We start from the raw sequence: 20,288 nt of genomic DNA, 5'->3' as shown, positions 1-20,288 counted from the left end.
GGATGCGAAAGCCAGGCGGAGAACGGACCATGAGCGTCGCAAGACTTGTGTCGTCCCTGCAGTTTTGTCCTGCGATGTGCGCGCCGCGCAACCACGATCCCGCGCCGAGCCTGCAGAGCCGTCTGTTCAACGCGGTGCTGCGGCAGCTCCCCTACAAGCAGCAGCTCGCCTCCGCCGAAGCCGTGAAGGCGCATGTGCAGAAGCTTGCCTTGCAGCCGGCCTCGTTCGAGCCGACCGGGCTCGGCCGCGGCGTCGAGGCGATCCTGACCAGGATGGGCGGCTGGCCGGTCTATTACACCGCGCCGGCGTCGGGCCATGAGGGCTGCAACTTCGTCATGTTCCTGCATGGCGGCGGCTACATCAACGAGATCGTGCCGGCGCATTGGCGCTTTGTCGGCGAGATGACGCGCAAGGCGAACGTCGTCTGCGTCGTGCCGATCTATCCCTTGGCGCCGCGCACCACCGCGAAGGACCTTGTCCCAAGGACTGCCGAGCTGCTGCGGATGCTGCTGGAGGATGCCGGGTCCGCAAAGGTGACGGTGGTCGGCAATTCCGCCGGCGCGGGCCTTGCGCTCGCCGCCTGCCAATGGCTGCGCGATCGCGGGCACCGACAGCCGGCGCGGCTGATGTTGATCTCGCCGGCGGCCGACGCCTCGGTCAGCCGTCCCGAGCAGATCGAGATCGCGGCGCGCGATCCGGTCCAGGACATTCCCGGCATCGTCGAGGCTGCCAGGCTCTATGCCGGCGAGCTCGATGTCGGCCACCCCTTCGTCAGTCCGCTCAACGGCGCGTTCCGCTTCCTCGCGCCCATGACGATCTTCTCCGGCACGCGTGATCTGCTCTATCCCGACAGCGTCGATCTGGCGGAGCGGGCGAGGGCGGTGGGCGTGCCGGTGGATCTGCATCTGCTCCGCGACCAGCCGCACAATTATGCGCTGATGCCGACGCCGGAGGGCCGGCGCGCGCGCGCGATGATTTTGCGGGCGGTGGCGTGAGAGGCGTGTGACCGTTGTCACAGGGATGCGCCGTCGTGTCGACTGGCGCGGGGCCCATTGGAGGCGGCCTCCGGGGCGTTTCCTCGTCGTCTTCTATCTTCGCGTCAGTAGTTTTGCGGGATCTTCAGGCGTGGCCCTTGATCTCGTAGTGACCCGGCACGCATTTGAAGCGCTCGAGGCGCCAATTGGCGTGATAGATCGGATGCTCGCCCATCCATTTCGCCAGGGGTGCCTGTGCGCCGACCGCGCACTGCATCATCGAAATCTCGGGCGTCATGTTGCTGTCGGTCACGATTTCCTCGACGCAACTGCCTGAGCTAGCTGCGCTAAGCCGGCAGAGCACGGCTACGACGGTCACGAACATTCCTGTCACCTCATCGGTAGTTTTGGACCACGAAGAGAATGCAAGCGGAGTGCCAGAGCCTGTGACACGCAAACAACACGCTGGCCTGGCCGACTCGACCCAGCGTCCGGTGTCCATTTGATGATTCGGATTGTAAAAAATTTGCCCATAAACCGAAGCCGGACAAATACGGGAACCGGACGGTTATGTCCGATTGCGGGTGTGGCTCGGAGGGGCAGCGGCGCGACGAAGCGTCGGAATAGTCCATCCGCCGAAATAAGCGATGTCGGACACCGCGGCGCCCCGCTTTTACCTGCCGGTGCAGCGCTGCTACATTTTGCGCGCGCGTCGGCGAACGGCGCGGCGACGAAGAAACATACCGACAAGGGAGGGACTCCAGTCCCATGAAGGATTTTGCTGGAAAGATCGCGGTCATCACCGGCGGCGGCACGGGTATGGGGCGCGAGCTCGCGCGGCAGCTGGTGGCCGAGGGCTGCAACGTCGCGATGTGCGACGTCTCGGAAGCGGCCATGGCCGAGACCAAGCGGCTGTGCGAGACCGAGAAGCTGCCGCAAGGCTTGCGCGTCACCACGCATGTCGCCGACGTTTCGATCGAGGATCATCTGAAACGGTTTCGCGACGAGCTCGCCGAGCAGCAGAAGACCGATCGCGTCAATCTGTTGTTCAACAATGCCGGCATCGGCGGCGGCGGCAGCCTGTTCACCAACACGCGCGAGCAGTGGGAACGCACCTTCAACATCTGCTGGGGCGGCGTCTATCTCGGCGTGCGCACCTTCCTGCCGATGCTGGTCGCGGCGGACGAGGCCCACATCGTCAACACCGCGAGCGTCAACGGCTTCTGGGCCTCGATCGGCATGAACCAGGCGCACACTGCCTACAGCTCGGCGAAGTTCGCGGTGAAGGGATTCACCGAAGCCCTGATCAACGACCTCCGCCTGCACGCGCCGCACGTCAAATGCTCGGTGGTGATGCCCGGCCATATCGGCACCTCGATCGTCTCCAATTCGCGCAAGGTGCAGAGCGCCGACGGCTCGGAGCGACTCAATGCCGACGAGGTCGCGCTGACCCGAAAGCGCATGGTCGCGGCGGGCGTGCCGGATGCCGACAGGATGTCGGACGAGGACATTCAGGCGGCGTTCGCCGAGCGCGCCCGCAGCTTCCTGGAGGATGCGCCGACGACGGCCGCGCAAGCGGCCAAGATCATTCTCGACGGGGTCAAGGCGGAGCGCTGGCGCATCCTCGTCGGCGAGGACGCCAGGCGATTGGACGAACGCGTGCGCGCCACGCCCGAGCAGGCCTATGACCGCGCCTTCTACGAAAGCTTTACGCAGGAGGTCGGCTGGAAGCTCGGTTGAGACCGCCGGCGGGCGCGCGCCGATATAGGTATGATAGTCATCATGACAAGGGGGGTGCGCGTGATATTGCGTGCCACCTCTTGCCAATCGCCGGCTCTCCATGTCGGATCGGAATGTCATGCATGCGTCACGGATCGTCGCTCAAGCGAAGGTGATCTCGAACGCCTGTAATGCCGCGCGCGGCGTCTTGGTCGGACACCTGAAATGGTTTAGTCAATCAGGGGTAACGCGATGATAGAGCGCAGCTCCGATGATACCCGCATGCCTCTCCGACGACTGGATCCTCTGCCCGGAGCGAGAGGACATCTCCGCTGAATTCACGCGGCTGCTCACCGCGGCCCAGGAGGGCGGCGCCACGATCGCCGAATGCCTGATGATCGCGCGACAGCTGAAGCGCGGCGACGATCGCTCCTGGCATCGCGAATGGAAGCGGCTGGCGCAAGCCAACCGGCAGCGCGCCGAGGCCGCCTTCGCGGAAGGCCATATGGCGAGCGCACAGCGCAACTGGCTGCGCGCCATGAACTATTATGGTGCGGCGGCCATGCCGCTCGAGCAGGACGACGAGCGCCGCTGGGTCGCGGTGCTGGCGATGCAGGAATGCGCGCGCCGCTACCTTTCGACGCGCAGTCCGGCAGGCGAGGTCGTGACCATCCCCTGGCTCGACGGACATGCGCTGCAGGGCTACTTCCTCCCGGCTTCGTCGGGCAGCGTGCGGGCGCCGACCGTGATCTGCATCGGCGAGCCCGGCCACCGCAAGGAAGAGTTCTTGTTCAAGCTCGCGCCGCATGCGCGCGAGCGCGGCTTCTCGCTGCTGGCGCTGGATCTGTTCGGCGACCAGCGCGACGATTTCATCGATGCGCTGTTGCGGCGCCGCGATCTCGAGACCGCGATTCCTTCCGTCATGGACTATCTGGAGCCGCGCGGCGAGGTCGATTTCGCTCGCGTCGGAATCATTGCCGATGGCTGGGGCTCTTCCTTCGTGGCGCGGGCGGTGTTGCAGGAGCCGCGGCTTGCCGCCGCCGTCTGCGACGGCGGCCTGTGGGACCTGCACGAGCGCGCCTTCTTCGCCAGCCGATTCGCGCTGAGCGACGTCGGCATCGTGCCGGTGCCGCATGCGCCGCTGATGGCCTCCAGCGCCGACTGTCCGGTGCTGATCACGCTCGGCGAGGACGGCTGGCTCAAGGCCGACCGGGCCCGTCAGATCGTCCAGAGCTCCCGGCTCGGCAGCTCGGATGTCATGTTGAAGGTCTTCACGGCCGCCGAGACCGGCGCGGCGCAGGCCCACGCGGACAATCCGAGCCTTGCCAACGAATATATCTTCGACTGGCTCGAATCGCGGCTCGGCGCCGCCGCCCGCCGGATCTGAACCCGGCTTTATCGTTTGGGCATGATCTTGTCGGAAAACCGCGGCACGCTTTTCCGGATCATGCCCTAGAAGTCGAGCGAGATCCGGACGCAGGCCTTCTCGAGGCGAGTCTTCAGCGTCGCGAGCTTGGTGGTGAATTCCGCCAGTTCGTCCTCGTCGAACTCCTGGAAGACGAATTCGCGAATCGTCTTGTACTGCTCGTTGAGGCTCGCGATGTGCTTCTGCGTCTTGTCGGTCAGCGACAGCCGCACCACGCGGGCGTCGGTCGGCGAGGGGCGACGGCGCAACAGGGCCTTCTTCTCCAGCAGCTTGGACTGAGTGGTGATGAAGGACGGATCCACGTGGAGCAGCTTGGAGACGACGTTGACCGGGATGCCCTCGTCCTTGTCGAGGTCGGAGATGGCCATCAGGATCAGCCATTGCGGGCCGCTGATGCCGAGCGTCTTCGCCCACAACTGACGCAATTCCTCCAGATGCATGTTGATCGACGATATCTCCCAGGTGAAGCGCCTGATGATATCCAGATTGCCGACCGAGCGCATACGCGCTCCTTCTTTCCTCGTCGCGGACACAGCGTCACTCCAGTGAACGATCGTTCAGGCCGGTGTTCGTGGAGGGCCATAGTCCACGCAAGCCTGCTCTGACGCAAGTGCAGAGCAGGGTAATTTCGTCACTAAAATTACAAAGATGATCAGCTCAGCATTAGCCCGTTGACTTCCGGTGTTGCGCGCGGAGCACAGGTCGGGCGAAACCATAAAGCTGATCTAATAAACTATTTTGATTAGCGAACGACGCGCTGCATATTGTTCCCCGACGGTGGGGGTACTCGATCGTCCCGTTGCAGGTGGTTCGCTCACGTTCCTCGCGTCGCGATGCGGGGGTGCCGAAAGCGGCCGAGCGGATTTGAGAGGCGGGGATCTGGGGGGGCCTCACGGTCCGTCTCCGCAAAATGAGCAACTTGGAGGTTTTAAATGAAAGTGGTGAAGAGCCTTTTGCTCGGCACTGCGGCGGGTCTGATCGCCGTCGGTGGAGCCCAGGCGGCCGATCTTCCCGTCAAGGCCAAGGCGGTCGAGTATGTCAAGATCTGCTCGCTGTACGGTGCGGGCTACTACTACATCCCGGGCACCGACACCTGCATCAAGCTCGGCGGCTATGTGCGTGCCGAAGTGGCGCTGAACGCCGGCGGCAATTACAGCGCCCAGTACAACGGCGTGTTCGCGGCCAACAACCGCCTGACCAATTACTACTCGATGCGCGCTCGTGAAGACCTCAACATCGACACGCGCACCGCGACCGAGTACGGCGTCGTCCGCACCTATTTCGACGCGGTCTTCACCTGGACGACCGGCAGTTACGGCGGCACGGGGTCGGCCACGGGCGCGACCCAGTACAGCGGCACGATCGGCCTCAACGCGGCCGGCACCGGGCTCACCGGTTCGAGCGGCGGCGTCATCAACGGCACCGACGGCAACACCTCGGGCGGCGCGCTCGGCGTGTACTACGCCTTCATCCAGTTCGCCGGCTTCACCATGGGTAAGGCGGTGTCGCAGTTCGACGCGCCCTGGATCAACTATCCCGGCAACAACTTCGATCAGCTCGTCGGCGGCAGCGGCACCACCAACGGCGTGGCGCAGTTCACCTACACGGCCGATTTCGGCCAGGGCATCACGGCTGCGTTCTCGGCGCAGGACCAGACGCAGGTCTACCAGACCAGCCTCTGGAACACCGCGGGCATGTCGACCACCGGCGTGCTCGGCGGTGCGTACGGCTCGAACGACATCGGCGGCAGCCGCTCGCCCGATCTCGTCGCGATGGTTCGCGTCGATCAGGCCTGGGGCATCTTCCAGGCGTCGGTCGCAGCTCACGACAACCATGTCGCCTATTACGGCGCCAACGAAGCCACCGGTCATCCCGAAGACAAATGGGGCTGGGCCGTTCAGCTCGCATTGGGCATCAAGAACATCCCGACCGGCGCCGGCGACGTGATCAACATCTCGGGCGTCTACACCGAGGGCGCGAGCCGCTACAACTTCCAGGAGCTGGCCGCGACCAGCTACTCGATGTTCGGCAGCTCGAACGCCGCCTATCAGAGCATCGGCTTCGCCGGCGTGTCTGACGCGGTGTTCGCCCCGGGCGGTCAGCTCGAGCTGACCAAGACCTACGGCTTCCGGGGTGCCTTCACCCACAACTGGAGCCCGTACTGGAACACGGCGCTCTACGGCGCGTGGGCCGCGGTCAACTACAACGGCACCGCGAAGGGCCTGATCTGCGGCAGCGCCGCGTTCGCCACCCTGACCGGCACCTGCAACCCGGACTTCAACATCGGCCAGGTCGGTGTCATCACCCGCTGGACGCCGGTGAAGAACCTGACCTTCTCGGCTGACTTCACCTACAGCCACCTTGATCAGAAGTATTCGGGCGCGATCACGACCGCCGCGCTGACGGGCGTCGCCAAGCCGGCGGCGACCTACGAGCTGAAGGACCAGGACACCTACAGCCTGCTGCTGCGCGCCCAGCGCAACTGGTAAGCTTCTAGGTGCTTCCATCCGACACAGCCCCGGCGGACAACCGCCGGGGCTTTTTCTTTGCAGCGCTCGCGCGTCTCATCGCCGTGCGGCGGACGAAGACGAGCCATGCGATCCAAGCGTCCCAGATTAATTTACTTACATGAGCTACTAAGCTATATAGCTGAAAGCCAGATACGAAAGTTGCGGCTCTTAGCTTCACGCTAAGCCTCCAGAAGCCTCCGGCGATGCCCCGCCGGAGGTTTTTTATGTCCGCAAGTAGAGTTCAGCCCCGCATCACGCGAACGCGGGCGGTCGGCCGGTAGGCGAGGCGGCTGTGGCCGGCGCAATAGGGCTGACCGTCGGGCGCGGAATTGCCGCAGAAGCAGAAGTCCTCGGCGCCCGGCGTCGAGATCGGCCAGCGGCAGCGGTTCTCCGAGAGCTCCAGCAGCGAGCAGCGATTGGCCTCGTCGATCGGACCTGTCACCACGGGGGCGTCGGTGTCGCCATAGATCGTGGCGAGCATCTCGAATTGCAGCCGCGGTACCGCCTTCGCGCGCGCCGGGCCTCTGTCCTGAATCTTGCGCTCATCGCCGGTGCGGCCACGCGTCAGGTTGAGGCGGGACAGCTTGCCGATCACGGCGTTGCGGCTGACGCCGATGTCGGCGGCGATCTCGCGGCAGGAAAGGCCGGCCTCGAAGTGCCGCTTCAGGAGCTCAATTCGTTCGTCGGTCCAGGTCGGTGAGAGAACAGGCATTTGTCAACGGTCCCAGGTTGCAGATGTCGGCCATCCGCCTCGAGATCCGTCCGCCTCACGTTCGGCGCGCGCTCACGTCCTGCCATTGTCGCGGATCGACAAAAGCCCGTCCTTGATGGCGAGACGGATGCCTTCCTCGATCAAGGTACGTGCGACGCCGGGAACGCTGGTGCCGTGGGTGCCCTGTCTCACCAGCTTCTCCAAATAGGTGATGGTCGAGAGCGCCAAGGTTACGGGAATACGGTCAGTCTCGGCTTTTTCGGTGGCCATGGCCCGAACGCTAGCCTCTTACTCGGGTACATAAAAGTAACGATTAAGACTCTATTTAGGTTCGGGGCCGGAAGTCAAATGCAGGCTGCGCTTGACGCTCAGCATGTTGGAATCGCACGGGAAATCAGACACGACTCAGCGCACCGCGCGGGGATACGGGCGGCGACGTGGCGTCAGCAGGTCGGGAAGGGCGGTCCGGCTCAGCCGTGCACGATGGCCTTTTCGATCATGCAATGGATGCCTTTGGAGCCGTTGACGGTCTGGGTCACCCTGAGATCGGCGGCCAGGCTGCACAGCGTGTAGGCGTCCTCGCGCGACAGGTTTCGCGTCTCGCCGAGCAGCGTGATCATGTCGCGCAGCGCGCGCACCACGCATTGGTCGAGGTCGGGATCCATCGCCATGGTCATGTAGTGGGTCGCCGTCTCGGCGCGGGGATAGTCGAACTTGAGGTCCTTGCGCAGCGTCAGGCGGAAGCGGCCCTGCAGCGCGGTCTCGATCGCGGTGACACAGACCTCGCCGTCGCCCTGCACGCCGTGGCCGTCGCCGCAGGAGAACATCGCGCCCGGCACGAACACCGGCAAATAGAGCGTCGCGCCCGCGCCCAGTTCCTTGTTGTCGAGATTGCCGCCCATCGCGCGCGGGACCAGCGAGGAGATGCGGCCCCAGGCTGGTGGCGGCGATACGCCCATCACGCCGAAGAACGGCTTGAGCGGCAGGTCGAGGCCCCACGGCATGCGGCCGGTCATCCGTGTCCGGTCGAGCGGGATGTTCAGGATGCGCGTCTCGTGGAAATCGTCGGGCAGGGTGCCGGCCAGCGGCTTGATCATGTTCCAGCCCCAATCCTGCCGGAGCTGAACATCGAGGATCTCGACCGCGAGCACGTCCCCGGGCTCGGCGCCCTCGACCGCGATCGGGCCGGTGAGGATGTGGCCGGGCAGCATGCGCTCGTTCCTGGCGTGAACCTCGTGCATCTCCGGCGGAATGTGAAACTTGTCGCGGTCGGGCAGCATGTCCGGCCCGCCGCTGATGGTGTCGACCGTCACCTCATCACCGCTGGCGATGGTGAGGACGGGCTTCAGCGCGGCTTCGAAGAAGCCCCAATGGCAGGTTTTGGGGCTGGAATGCAGGTAGTGATGGGTCATTTGCCGCGTCCGGTCGCTTTCATCAGGCCGGGCTTGACCCGGCGATCGATCATCTTTCAAGAAGCTGTCTGAAGATCGCCGGGCAGGTCAAGCCCCGCGCAGACTGGCAAGATCATCCCCGCGAGGCTCCCCTGTATTTCGTTCTGTCCAAGACCCTTGGCGCCGCGCTGCTGCCGATCAATCTTCTGGTCGAGCTCGGTATCGTCTCGCTGGTGCTGATGGCAACGCGCTTTGCCGCGCTCGGCCGCAAGCTTGCCGTCACCACGCTGGTGCTGCTGGCGCTGGCGGCGTTCTCGCCGCTCGGCAATCTGCTGATCTATCCGCTCGAAACGCGCTTTCCGGCGTGGGACGCCGCGCGCGGCGCGCCCGACGGCATCATCGTGCTCGGCGGTTCGGTCGACACCGATCTGTCGGCGGCGCATCGCACGCCCGTCGTCGCGCACGCCGCCGATCGCCTGTTTGCGCCGGCCGAGCTCGCGCGCCGCTATCCGAATGCGCGCATCGTGTTCACCGGGGGCAGCGCCAACATCGTCTCCAACGACGCCCGGGAAGCCGACTACTCCGCGCCGATCCTGGAAAGTCTGGGCATCCCGAAGGAGCGTCTGATCTTCGAGCGCAATTCGCGCAACACCTGGGAGAACGCGATCTTCACCAAAGAGCTGGTGACGCCGAAGCCGGGCGAGCGCTGGCTTCTGGTGACCTCCGCCTTCCACATGCCACGCTCGATGGGAATCTTCCGCAAGGCCGGATTTGACGTCGAGGCCTATCCGGTCGACTGGCGGATGGGCGGACGTGACGATCTCCTGTCCTTCACCAACATGGGCATGGATGGTCTCGGCCGAACCGAAGTTGCGGTGCGCGAGTGGATCGGCCTCGTGGTTTACCGCCTGATGGGCCGGACCGGCGAGTTGCTTCCCCGACCCGGCAAGGACTAGAACGAGAGCCGCAAAACAAGAATACGCGGCGCACGATCGCTGCGTCCGGAGGAAGTCATGCAACAGCACAGCGCAGACAGCATCGATCTTGCCGGCCTCGTCGCCGATCTCAACAGCCTGCTGCGGCTGAAGACGAATGTGATCGGCATGAAGCTGTTCGCGCGTACCGCGGACATGGAAGCGATCCCGAAGATCCGGCGGCCGAATGCGATCCATACCACCGATCAGATCGTCAGCATGGCCTCGCGGCTCGGCTGGACCGTCGGCATTACCGCGGATGACCTCGTCGGCGCGCAGTGCCGCGCGGTGATCGGGCTGAGCCCCCAGGACGACAAATGGCTGGCCGGTGAAAACTATGTCGGAGTCTGGCACGGCACGGCGGAGGACGCGCGCAAGCGCCAGGAGGCGCTGGACGTGGTTCCATTCGGACAGTATCAGGCGCTCGCCGTCAGTCCGCTCGCGAGCGGCCGGCTCGATCCGCCCGATATCTGCCTCGTCTATGCGACGCCCGGGCAGATGATCATCCTGATCAACGGGCTGCAATATACCGGCTACAAGAAGTTCGAATGGGGTGTGGTCGGCGAAACCGCTTGCGCGGATTCGTGGGGGCGGGCGCTCAAGACCGGGGAGCCCAGCCTGTCCTTGCCATGCTATGCCGAACGGCGCTATGGCGGCGTGCCGGACGAGGAGATGCTGATGGCCTTGAAGCCCGCGCATCTCGCCAAGGCAATCGAGGGCATGAAGGCACTGGCCAAGAACGGCCTGCGCTATCCGATCCCGCCCTATGGCATTCAAAGCGACGTTCGTGCCGGCATGGGCGTGAGTTACGCGAAAAAGTAAGGGACGAGCATGAGCTCTGCGAAATTCGACATCGTCGTCTACGGCGCAACCGGTTTCACCGGCCAGCTCGTCGCCGAATATCTGACGAGGCAATACAAGACTGACAATTCGCTCAAATGGGCGATGGCAGGCCGCAGCCTCGGCAAGCTGAAATCGGTACGCGATGCGATCGGCGCGCCCGGGAATACGGCGCTGATCGTTGCGGATGCGTCGGACGCGGCCTCGCTGAGGGCGATGGCGGAGCAGACGATGTCGGTGATCACGACGGTCGGTCCGTACCAGCTCTATGGCGAGGAATTGCTCGCGGCCTGCGTCGCCACCGGCACGGATTATCTGGATCTCTGCGGCGAGCCGGTCTGGATGCGGCAGATGATCGACAAGTACGAGGCGGCTGCAAAAGAGAGCGGCGCGCGCATCGTGTTCTCGTGCGGCTATGATTCCGTGCCGTTCGAGCTCGGGACGTTCTTCGTGCAGGAGGAGGCCAAGCGCGTGTTCGGTGCGCCGGCTCCGCGTGTGAAGGGACGCGTGCGCGACATGCGCGGCACATTGTCGGGCGGCACCGCGGCGAGTGCGAAAGCGACGTTCGACGCGGTCGCCAAGGATCTCAGCCTCGTCGCCATTCTCAACGATCATTTTGCGTTGACGCCGGGGTTCACCGGCCCGAAGCAGCCGAAGGGCAACAAGGCGGCCTTCGAGGAGGACCTGAATTCCTGGGCTGCGCCGTTCATGATGGCGCTGATCAACACGCGCAACGTCCATCGCTCCAACATGCTGATGGGTTTCCCCTATGGCCAGGACTTCGTCTACGACGAGATGGTCTTGACCGGCCCCGGCGAGAAGGGCGAGGCCAACGCCAAGCGCGTGATGGCGGCCAACGCCGAGAAGACCGGTCCGAACGCGCCGAAGCCGGGCGAGGGGCCGTCGAAGGAGGAACGCGAGAAGGGGCTCTTCAATCTGCTCTATGTCGCGATCGCGCCCGATGGTCGCACGGTCCGCGCCGGTGTCACCGGCGACCGCGATCCCGGCTACGGCTCGACCTCGAAGATGATCTCCGAATGCGCGATGTGCCTGCTGCGCGACGCGACGGATGTTCCGGCCGGCTTCTGGACACCAGGCGCGGCGATGCAGCACAAGCTGATCAAGCGGCTGCAGGACAATGCGGGGCTGACGTTCAGGGTGGAAGCATAGGCGTAGCTTCCGTAGGGTGGGCAAAGCGAAGCGTGCCCACGTCTTCTGTCGAATGCCTGGAAAGATGGTGGGCACGGCGCGTTACGCCTTTGCCCACCCGGCAGCTCGCCGCTACACCGCCCGAGCGTCATATGCGTACATGAAGTCCATGCCCTTGGCGCCGAGCGGCAACAGCCACTTCATCATCTGATTGCGAACCCACGCGCCGCCGGCGCTGAATTCGCGCTTGCTGTTGCCGTTGCGGCGGGCGATCGCGACGATCTTCTCGGTGCGCGGGCGACGCTCGGCCTCGAAGGCCTGGAACGTGGCGCCGAGCTCCTGGCCCTCCTGCATCAGGCGCGCGAGCCGCATCGCATCCTCGAGCGCCAGCGAGGCGCCCTGGCCGGCATGGGGGCTCGTCGCGTGCGCGGCGTCCCCGATTAGCAGCGAGCGCTTGCGCGACCAGGCCGGCAGGGTCGCGACGTCGAGCGTGTCGGTGACCACGATATTCTCGGCGGCCTCGATGATGCCGGGGATCGGATCGTGCCAGCCGCGGTGGAAGCCGCGCAGATGCTGCTTCAGTGTCGCGTGGTCAAGCGCGCGAAACATCGCCGCGTCCATGCCGTGCGCAGGCTGCGTGCTCCACCACATCACGCCGTCGTTCGGATCCGGGCTGCAATAGCCGTATCCGAAGAAGCCGCTCTGGCCGAACGTGGTCTCGACGTGCCGGCCGATCGACCTGCCCTCGAGGACGGCGTGCGGCACGAAGCCGCCGAAGCCGATCAGTCCGGTATCGAAAGGTTGCGGTCCGTCCGGCACCACCTGACGGCGCGTCACGGAGTGGACTCCGTCGGCACCGATCAGGAAATCGCCCTCGGCGGTGGTGCCGTCGGCGAAATAGGCAATGACAGGCTGGTCGCCGCGGTCCTCGACCTTGATCAGCCGCTTCTCGAAATAGAGCGAGACGCAGGCGCACCAGGCCTTGTCGATCAGCATCTCGTTCAGCGTGGCACGGCAGACATTGACGGACGGCTGGCCGAAGCGCCGTGCCATGTCGCGGTTGATCGAGCCGAGCTTGGCGCCTCCTTGCGAATAGAAGTCGAAGGCCTCCGCGACCGAGCCGCGGCTGATCAGCTCGTTTGCAAGGCCGATCTCGTCCATCACGTGCATGCCGTTCGGCGCGATCTGAAGGCCGCCGCCGATGCCCTTCGAATAGGGCCAGGCCTCGTAGATCGCGGATTCGATGCCGGCGCGGCGCAGCAGGATCGCGGCCACGGGGCCGGCGATGCCGGCGCCGATGATCAGGGCCTTGCGGGGACGAGTGGACATGGCTTGCTCCCGACGTTTCCGTGGTGCTAGGAGAAATTACGGTCGCTTAATCTCTTAGTGACTAAGATATATATCGAGTAAGAGAAGAGGTCGGCCTTGTCAAGGACGAAGGCGCGCGCGGTGTTGCTCGGGGAATTGGAGGAGGCGATGCGCAGGTCGTCCGCGCAGGGCGTGCTCTATGGCCAGACCGTTGCGAACGTTGCCGGAATTGCCAATTCCGACCTCGAATGCATGGACATCCTCTATCTCGAGGGCCGCGTCACCGCAGGCAGGCTCGCCGAGGTCACGGGCCTCACGACGGGCGCCATCACCGGCGTGGTCGACCGGCTCGAGACGGCGGGGCTGGTACGCCGCGAGCGGGACGAGGCCGACCGCCGCAAGGTCTTCATCGCCGTCGTGCCCGAGGCGATCGACAAGCTCAGCCAGTTCTACGTGCCGATGCAGCAGGCCATGGAGAAGGTCTGCAACGGCTATTCCGACGAGGAGCTGCGTCTGCTGCTGCGCTTCGCCAATGAGGGCTACAAGGGCGTGCTCGCGGCCACCGAAGCGCTGAAGAGCCTGCTCGACACGCCGCCGGAAAAGCGTCCGGCCCTCAAGCTGAAGACGCGTCCTCGTCAGTCCTGAGGTTGTCAGTCCTGACCTTGTAGATCTGCGCGGCGGCGATCATGCCCCACATCGCGCCCAGCATCATCCAGAAGTGCCGCCAGTGGTCGGTGTCGATCACGAGGCTTTCGCCGACGGTGCCGACGAAGGCGGAGAACACGGCCAGATAAGCGCGCTGCCAGGGCACGGGAACGAAGACGTGCCTGAAGCCCATGATCACGGTGGTGAAGACGAGCGCCGGATAGCACACGCCGGACAGCCAGCCGCCGGACATGAAGGCGTTGAGGTAGGAGTTGTGGGTGTCCTCGGGGAAGAAGCGGTGGAATTGCAGGGGGCCGATGCCGAACGGCATGTCGAGCGCCATCTCCGCACCCAGGATGTGGCGGCCGAACCGGCCGAAGCGGCCTTCGTCGTAGCTCTGGTCGAAACTCGCGCGCTGCTTGAACATCTCGGCGGTGGAATCGAACGACAGCAGCACGGCGATCAGCGCCAGCCCCAGCACGGCGGCCACGATCGCCATGATGACGATGCGCGAGCGCTGCGCGTTGGTGCGGCCGGTCAGCACCATCAACACCAGCATGAAGGCGGAGGTCAGCACGAGGCCGCCCCAGGCGGCACGCGAGAACGCGAGCAGGATCGCGAGCGACATGATGGCGAAGGCGAAGACGTTGCGGAAGGCCTTTCCGAGCTTGTCCGAAACCACGCTCTGGAGCGAGAACAGCGCCGGCAGGATCAGGAAGGCGCCGAGCACGTTCGGGTCCTTGAACGTGCCGCGCGCGCGCCCGTAGAGCGTCAGGAGGTCGTTGCCGCCGGGTACCAAATGGAAGTAGCCGGCGACCGCCAGGACCGAAGCGACCATCGCGCCGACCACGAGCCCGCGGCGGAGCATGTCGAGCCTGGCCGCGGTGTCCTCGGACATCACCATGGCAAAGAACACGACGGTCACCGCCATGTACCAGGAGGTCGCGATCCAGCTCACGACCTCGGATTGCTCGAACAGCGGAATCGCGCTGATCGTGTAGCCGACATTGAGCAGGACCAGCAGCGCGAGCAGCGGCATCAACGCGAGCCGCAAGCGAAGGCCGGTGGCGAAGAACGTGACCGCCGCGAGCAGCGTCATGATCTCGTAGGGGCTCGGCTCGATGAAGACGACCGCGCCGGAGGCGCCGACCAGCCATACCAGCGCGCGCTGCAGCGCCAGCACGCCGGGCGCGGCACGGACCGCTGCATTCATCTCCCCGGCTGTCGCCGCATACGCCATCACACGCTCATACGCTTACGCAACTCTCACGCCACAACTTCCGCCGTCATCGCCCGGCTTGACCGGGCGATCCAGAAACTCAACTCAATACGCGTTCTCGTTCTTGGTCAGCAGCGAGATCGGCGTCTTCAGGAGAATGTAGAGGTCGAACAGCACTGACCAGTTCTCGATGTAATAGAGGTCGAACTCGACGCGCTTCTGGATCTTCTCTTCGTTGTCGATCTCGCCGCGCCAGCCGTTGATCTGGGCCCAGCCGGTGATGCCGGGCTTGACCCGGTGGCGGGCGAAATAGCCGTCGACGGCCTCGTCGAACAGCCGGCTCTGCAGCTTGCCCTGCACCGCATGCGGGCGCGGGCCGACCAGGGAGAGATTCCCGGCGAAGACCACGTTGAAGAGCTGCGGCAGCTCGTCGAGGCTGGTCTTGCGGATGAAGCGGCCGACGGGGGTGACGCGTGGATCGTTCTTGGTCACGACCTTCGACGCCGTCGGATCGGCCTGATGATGAAACATCGAGCGGAACTTGTAGACGTCGATGCGCTCGTTGTTGAAGCCGAAGCGCTTTTGGCGGAACAGCACCGGTCCGGGGCTGGTCAACTTGACTGCCAGCGCCACCAATCCCATCACCGGAAGCGCTGCGAGCAGCGCGAGGCTGCCGACGACGCGGTCGAACAGCCATTTCATCACCAGATCCCAGTCGGTGATCGGCGCCTCGAACACGTCGAGTGTCGGCACCTCGCCGAGATAGGAATAGGAGCGGGGCCGGAAGCGCAGCTTGTTGGTGTGCGCGGAGAGGCGGATGTCGACCGGTAGCACCCAGAGCTTCTTCAGCATCTCGAGGATGCGCGTCTCCGCCGAGATCGGCAGCGCGAACAGCACGAGATCGACGCGGGTGCGGCGGGCGAATTCGACGATGTCGTCGACCTTGCCGAGCTTGCGTGCGCCGGCGCAGGTGTCGAGCGCGCGGCTGTCGTTGCGGTCGTCGAACACGCCGAGCACGTGGATGTCGGAATCTTCCTGCGCCTTCAGCGCCTCGACCAGCTGCTCGCCGTTGCTGTCGGAGCCGACGATGATGGTGCGGCGGTCGAGCCGGCCCTGGCGCGCCCAGCCGCGCACCAGCGAGCGCAGCACCAGGCGCTCGGCGATCAGTGTGGCGAGCCCGAGGGCGTAGAAGCCGGCCAGCCACAGCCGCGAGATTTCGCTGCCGTATTTGGCGAAAAAGGAGATGCCGATGAACAGCAGGAAGACGAACGACCAGGACGAGATCATCCGCGTCATCTGGCGGAGCTGCCCGCGGAACAGCTGCACCTGATAGATGTCGGCGGCCTGGAAGCAGATCACGGCGGCGACTGCCACCGCGACGATCTCCGCGGGATAGAGCCAGTTGAAGCCGGCGTGCGGCATCACATAGCCGGCATAGAGCGCGATGCCGACGAGGCTTAGCAGCGTGAAGTCGGCGAGGCGCACGAAGCCGGCGATCACGATCGGCGAATAGGCGCGGGCGACCTTCTGGTTGACGACTTCCAGGGCCGCGGGCGTCAGCCGGCGGCGGCGCTCGACGAAGGGTTGGTCAGCGGGCTTCGCCGCAGCGCTGGTCGCGGCGTCGAGCATCGAGCGTGCGTTGAGCGGTTCCACGGGCGTCCACGTCCATTCCAAAGCCCGCGGCACGGCCTTGAGCGCCCGGGCGAGCATCCCCTGGACCTTCGATTATCGAACAAATCGGAAGATTCTCTAAAGCGGGCTTAAGGATGGTTAATGATTGGCAAACGCGTCGCGATAGCCGGCGATCACGCCGTCGACCATCGCCGCTTGCGAGAAATGCGCCGAGATGCGTTCTCGCAAGGAGATCGCGCGCTGCGCGGTGGTTTGGGGATCGTCGAGCGCGGCGGCGATCGCCTCGGCCATGGCCTCGGAATTGCTCGGCGCGAACAGCGCCGGGCTTTCGGCCCCGAAGATCTCGGGAATGCCGCCGATGCGCGACGCGATCATGGGAATGCCGGCGGCACCGGCCTCGATCACGACATAGGGCATGGAATCGCCGCGCGAGGGAACGACGAGCAGCCGCCCTTTGGAAAAGCCGTAGCGCGCCTTGACGTGGCCGATGAAGCGGATCGCGCCTGACAGGCCGAGCCTTTCGACCTGCGCCTTCAGCGCCGCCGTTTCCTCGCCGTCGCCGCCGAGCGTCAACGTGACCTTCTTGCCGCCCTCGTGCAGGCGCGCCACGGCATCGACCAGGAGATCCGCGCCCTTGATGTGCCTGAACTCGCCGACATAGCAGATGTCGGTGGCATCGTCGGCGGTCACGACAGGCTCGAATTCCTCGGGCGTGACGCCGTTGAAGACGCAATGCACCACGCCCTTGGGCGTGCCGACGATGCGTTGATAGGTGTCGCGGGCGAACGCGCTCTCGAACAGGAACAGGTCGGTCGAATCCATCAGCGTTCGCTCGAGCCGCGCGTAGAACTCGCCCTTGAAGGTGTTGAGCGGGTAGTGCAGCGAGCCGCCATGCGGCGTGTAGATGCGGATGGTGTCGTCGGAACGCCGCCGCATCCGGATGAAGGCGCCGGCCTTGGCGCCATGGCCGTGCATGACGTCGGGCTTGAGCTTCGCGATCAGCCGCCGCATGCGAAGCCACACCAGCACGTCGTCCGGCGAGGGTTCGCGCCGAATCGCGAGCCGGTGCACGCCGAGCTTCAGGCGCGGCGCGAGCTCGGCAAGCGCCTTGTCGGCGCGCTCGCCGCCGGTGAGGCTGTCGGCGAGGATGCCGACATGATGGCCGCGATCGACCTGGCCGTTGGCGACGTCGAGGATGTGGCGGAAGATGCCGCCGACCGGAGCACGCACGGCGTGCAGGATACGAAGCGGCCGGTCAGGAGAGGGGGGCATGAATCAAAACCAGCGCTCGACGGCGATTGCCGAACAATTCCTCGGAAATATCGAGACGGATTAAGAGCCCTCGTGGTTAACAAACGGTGACGGGCATGCGCGCGAGGTGCGCCGGATGCCCGCGATTAACCCAGCGGCAACCTTAATGGAGTGTAATCGCCGGCGTTGAGGTAGCTTGGTGGCGTTGCCCCTGCGGGAGTGTTCGATGCGTTTAGCGTTTTGGCGTGCCGGCAAGGACAAGGCGGTGGTGGCGCGGGCCGTTGCAAAGCCCAAGGCCGAAGTTGCGCCCAAAGCCGAAGTCGAGGTCGAGCCCAAGATCGAGCCCAAGATTGAAGCGAGGCCTGCGCCTGTTGTCACCAAGCAGCCGCAAACCGAATCCGGCGATATCGATCTGCACGCGCTCGGCGCGGCATTGGCGCGCAAGCGCGGCTGGATCGTCGTGCCGACGGTGCTGGCGCTCGTCGGCTCCATTGCAATCGTCAATCTCGTCACGCCGCGCTACAAGTCCGAATCGCGCATCCTGATCGATGGCCGCGAGAACGTGTTCCTGCGCCCGAGCAGCGATCGCGCCGAGGAGCGCCAGGCGCTCGACGCCGAAGCCGTCACCAGCCAGGTGCAGCTCGTGCTGTCGCGCGATCTCGCGCGCGAGATAATCAAGAAGAACAAGCTCGCCGAACGTCCCGAATTCGATCCGGTGCTGCAGGGCGTCTCGCCGCTGAAGTCGCTGGCCGCGATGATCGGGATCGGCCGCGACCCGTTCTCGATGACGCCGGAAGAGCGCGTGCTCGATGCCTATTACGACCGCCTGCAGGCCTATGCCGTCGACAAGTCGCGCGTCATCGTGGTCGAATTCCAGTCCGCCGATCCCGACCTTGCGGCCCGCGTCGCCAATTCGATCGCCGACGGCTATCTCGTGCTGCAGCAGGGCGTTCGCCAGGAGCAGGCCAAGAACGCCAGCCAGTGGCTGGCCGGCGAGATCGAGAGCTTGCGCAAGAAGGTCTCCGAGGCCGAGGCCAGGGTCGAGGACTTCCGCTCCAAGTCGAGCCTGTTCGTCGGCACCAACAACACCACGCTCTCGAACCAGCAGATGGGCGAGGTCAACACCCAACTCAACAATGCGCGCTCGATGAAGGCGGATGCGGAATCCAAGGCGCGGCTGATCAAGGAGATGCTCCAGAGCGGCAAGCCGATCGAGGCATCCGAGGTCGTGAACTCCGAATTGATGCGACGGCTGTCGGAGCAGAGGGTGACGCTGCGCGCGCAGCTCGCCGAACAATCATCGACGCTGCTCGGCAATCACCCGCGGATCAAGGAGCTGAAGGCTCAGCTCGGCGACCTCGACAACCAGATTCGCGACGAGGCGGCCAAGATCTCGCGCTCGCTGGAAAGCGACGCGCGGATCGCCAGCGGCCGGGTCGACGGCTTGATCACCAGCCTCGAGCAGCTCAAGAAGCAGGCGACCTCGACCAACGGCCAGGACGTCCAGCTCCGCGCGCTCGAGCGCGAGGCCAAGGCGCAGCGCGATCTGCTCGAGACTTATCTCGCCAAATACCGCGAGGCCAACACCCGCGAGACCATCGACACGGCGCCGACCGACGGCCGCATCATCTCGCGCGCCATCGTCTCCAACACGCCGGCCTATCCGAAGAAGCTGCCGATCGTGCTGATCGCGACGATCGCGACGCTGCTGCTGTCGTCCGGCGTCGTCGTCACCGGCGAGCTATTGCGCCAGACCGCGCCGCGCGCGGTGGCCGCGTTCAGCCCGGTGCAGGCGCCGGCGGCGATTCGCCGGGAAGCGGTCGTCCAGCCCGAGGCAGAGCCGTTCGCCGATCCCGTCATGGCAGAGCCCGCGCCGCTGCAGCCTGAGATGGCTGATGATGCCGAATTCACCGAATTCACCGAGATCGGGCAACTGGCCGACAGATTGGGCGCCGCCGGCGCTGCCGCGAAGAAGGTCACCGTGCTCGGCACCGCCTCAAGCGAAGCCATCACGCTGTCGACGCTGACGCTTGCACGGCATCTGGCGCGCGAGGCGCGTGTCGTCGTGGTCGATCTCGCCGCGTCCTCGCCGACGATCGCCGCGGTGTCCGTCGACGCGTCGGCGCCCGGACTTGCCGAGCTGATGCAGGGCGAGGCCTCGTTCGCGCAAGTCATCACCCGGGACAAGCTGTCGCGGCTGCATCTGGTCATGGCTGGCCGTCCCGGCTTCGACCGCAGCCTGCTGCAATCGCCGCGGGTGACGCTCGCGATCGACGCACTGCTGCGCGCCTACGATCACGTGTTGATCGACGCCGGCAGTGCCTCAGACCTTCCGGCCGAATTGCTGACGGCGCATGCCCGCGCCGTCGTGGTGCCCGATGCCGCGATGGCGCCGGATGCGCGCACGCTGATGTGCGAGCAACTGCGAGCGGTCGGCTTCAGCGAGGTGACGATGCTGAGCAAGCCGGTGCAGCCGTCGAATGCGACAGAAGCGCCGCGCGTGGTGGCGGCATAGGCTTCTACCCTCTCCCGCAAGGG

The 20,288-nt window shown here is 65.2% G+C and carries 18 protein-coding genes; 9 read left to right on the top strand and 9 right to left on the bottom strand.

Annotated elements, in window-relative coordinates; genetic code table 11:
• Positions 1-29: 29 nt before the first annotated feature.
• Positions 30-995, top strand: a complete 966-nt coding sequence (locus tag RPS27_RS31485) for an alpha/beta hydrolase fold domain-containing protein (RefSeq protein WP_212068277.1) — start codon at positions 30-32, stop codon at positions 993-995.
• Positions 996-1,119: 124 nt separating this feature from the next.
• On the opposite strand, the gene RPS27_RS31480 is transcribed toward RPS27_RS31485, so the two are convergent.
• Positions 1,120-1,287, bottom strand: a complete 168-nt coding sequence (locus tag RPS27_RS31480) for a hypothetical protein (protein WP_249132184.1) — start codon at positions 1,285-1,287, stop codon at positions 1,120-1,122.
• Positions 1,288-1,742: 455 nt separating this feature from the next.
• Between RPS27_RS31480 and RPS27_RS31475 the strand changes: the two genes are divergently transcribed.
• Both RPS27_RS31475 and RPS27_RS31470 read left to right on the top strand, forming a co-directional pair.
• Entirely contained in the window at positions 1,743-2,714 is a 972-nt protein-coding gene (locus RPS27_RS31475; protein ID WP_194407792.1) for an SDR family NAD(P)-dependent oxidoreductase, read from the top strand.
• A gap of 250 nt (positions 2,715-2,964) precedes the next feature.
• The gene (locus tag RPS27_RS31470; RefSeq protein WP_212068276.1) at positions 2,965-4,080 is read left to right on the top strand and encodes an alpha/beta hydrolase; all 1,116 of its coding nucleotides are present in this window, start codon (positions 2,965-2,967) and stop codon (positions 4,078-4,080) included.
• A gap of 65 nt (positions 4,081-4,145) precedes the next feature.
• On the opposite strand, the gene RPS27_RS31465 is transcribed toward RPS27_RS31470, so the two are convergent.
• Complete coding sequence (locus tag RPS27_RS31465; protein ID WP_194407794.1) at positions 4,146-4,652, bottom strand: MarR family winged helix-turn-helix transcriptional regulator; 507 nt, start codon at positions 4,650-4,652, stop codon at positions 4,146-4,148.
• 399 nt (positions 4,653-5,051) lie between these two features.
• Here RPS27_RS31465 and RPS27_RS31460 point away from each other — a divergent pair, with 399 nt between their 5' ends.
• Positions 5,052-6,608 (top strand): porin, encoded by a 1,557-nt coding sequence (locus RPS27_RS31460; RefSeq protein WP_211416753.1) that lies wholly within the window; start codon positions 5,052-5,054, stop codon positions 6,606-6,608.
• Positions 6,609-6,870: 262 nt separating this feature from the next.
• Here the strand turns inward: RPS27_RS31460 and RPS27_RS31455 are convergent, their stop codons facing one another.
• The 3 genes from RPS27_RS31455 to RPS27_RS31445 form a co-directional block, all read right to left on the bottom strand.
• On the bottom strand, positions 6,871-7,341 hold the full coding sequence (locus RPS27_RS31455) for a GcrA family cell cycle regulator (protein WP_211416754.1): 471 nt from the start codon (positions 7,339-7,341) through the stop codon (positions 6,871-6,873).
• Between the two features lie 72 nt (positions 7,342-7,413).
• Positions 7,414-7,611: a hypothetical protein gene (locus tag RPS27_RS31450; protein WP_007603456.1), complete on the bottom strand. Its 198-nt coding sequence runs from the start codon at positions 7,609-7,611 to the stop codon at positions 7,414-7,416.
• Between the two features lie 200 nt (positions 7,612-7,811).
• A complete protein-coding gene (locus tag RPS27_RS31445; protein WP_212068275.1) occupies positions 7,812-8,753 on the bottom strand; it encodes an acetamidase/formamidase family protein in 942 nt (313 codons plus the stop codon).
• A gap of 167 nt (positions 8,754-8,920) precedes the next feature.
• Between RPS27_RS31445 and RPS27_RS31440 the strand changes: the two genes are divergently transcribed.
• The 3 genes from RPS27_RS31440 to RPS27_RS31430 are packed head-to-tail and all read left to right on the top strand — an operon-like array spanning position 8,921 to position 11,716.
• Positions 8,921-9,688 carry a YdcF family protein gene (locus RPS27_RS31440; RefSeq protein ID WP_212068432.1) on the top strand — a complete coding sequence of 256 codons (768 nt, stop codon included), beginning with the start codon at positions 8,921-8,923 and terminating at the stop codon, positions 9,686-9,688.
• Positions 9,689-9,745: 57 nt separating this feature from the next.
• Positions 9,746-10,528: a DUF169 domain-containing protein gene (locus RPS27_RS31435; protein WP_212068274.1), complete on the top strand. Its 783-nt coding sequence runs from the start codon at positions 9,746-9,748 to the stop codon at positions 10,526-10,528.
• A 9-nt stretch (positions 10,529-10,537) separates the two neighbouring features.
• Positions 10,538-11,716 carry a saccharopine dehydrogenase family protein gene (locus RPS27_RS31430; protein ID WP_211416757.1) on the top strand — a complete coding sequence of 393 codons (1,179 nt, stop codon included), beginning with the start codon at positions 10,538-10,540 and terminating at the stop codon, positions 11,714-11,716.
• A 111-nt stretch (positions 11,717-11,827) separates the two neighbouring features.
• Here the strand turns inward: RPS27_RS31430 and RPS27_RS31425 are convergent, their stop codons facing one another.
• Positions 11,828-13,024, bottom strand: coding sequence for an FAD-dependent monooxygenase (locus tag RPS27_RS31425; protein ID WP_212068273.1), 1,197 nt, complete (start codon positions 13,022-13,024; stop codon positions 11,828-11,830).
• Positions 13,025-13,171: 147 nt separating this feature from the next.
• Between RPS27_RS31425 and RPS27_RS31420 the strand changes: the two genes are divergently transcribed.
• Positions 13,172-13,648 (top strand): MarR family transcriptional regulator, encoded by a 477-nt coding sequence (locus RPS27_RS31420; protein ID WP_212068272.1) that lies wholly within the window; start codon positions 13,172-13,174, stop codon positions 13,646-13,648.
• On the opposite strand, the gene RPS27_RS31415 is transcribed toward RPS27_RS31420, so the two are convergent.
• The 3 genes from RPS27_RS31415 to RPS27_RS31405 all read right to left on the bottom strand — a co-directional run bounded on the left by RPS27_RS31415 (position 13,617) and on the right by RPS27_RS31405 (position 17,771).
• Positions 13,617-14,888 carry an O-antigen ligase family protein gene (locus RPS27_RS31415; protein WP_212068271.1) on the bottom strand — a complete coding sequence of 424 codons (1,272 nt, stop codon included), beginning with the start codon at positions 14,886-14,888 and terminating at the stop codon, positions 13,617-13,619. The genes RPS27_RS31420 and RPS27_RS31415 overlap by 32 nt on opposite strands.
• An 84-nt stretch (positions 14,889-14,972) precedes the next feature.
• Positions 14,973-16,520 carry an undecaprenyl-phosphate glucose phosphotransferase gene (locus RPS27_RS31410; RefSeq protein ID WP_211416762.1) on the bottom strand — a complete coding sequence of 516 codons (1,548 nt, stop codon included), beginning with the start codon at positions 16,518-16,520 and terminating at the stop codon, positions 14,973-14,975.
• 117 nt (positions 16,521-16,637) lie between these two features.
• The gene (locus tag RPS27_RS31405) at positions 16,638-17,771 is read right to left on the bottom strand and encodes a glycosyltransferase family 4 protein (RefSeq protein ID WP_212068270.1); all 1,134 of its coding nucleotides are present in this window, start codon (positions 17,769-17,771) and stop codon (positions 16,638-16,640) included.
• 205 nt (positions 17,772-17,976) lie between these two features.
• On the opposite strand from RPS27_RS31405, the gene RPS27_RS31400 reads away from it, so the two are divergent.
• Entirely contained in the window at positions 17,977-20,265 is a 2,289-nt protein-coding gene (locus RPS27_RS31400) for a GumC family protein (protein ID WP_212068269.1), read from the top strand.
• Positions 20,266-20,288 lie beyond the last annotated feature (23 nt).

It is taken from the genome of Bradyrhizobium sp. WYCCWR 12699 (genome assembly GCF_032144035.1).
Classification (GTDB): domain Bacteria; phylum Pseudomonadota; class Alphaproteobacteria; order Rhizobiales; family Xanthobacteraceae; genus Bradyrhizobium.
The sequence above is the reverse complement of the archived record's forward strand: the minus strand, read 5'-3'. Positions and strand labels throughout refer to the sequence as shown.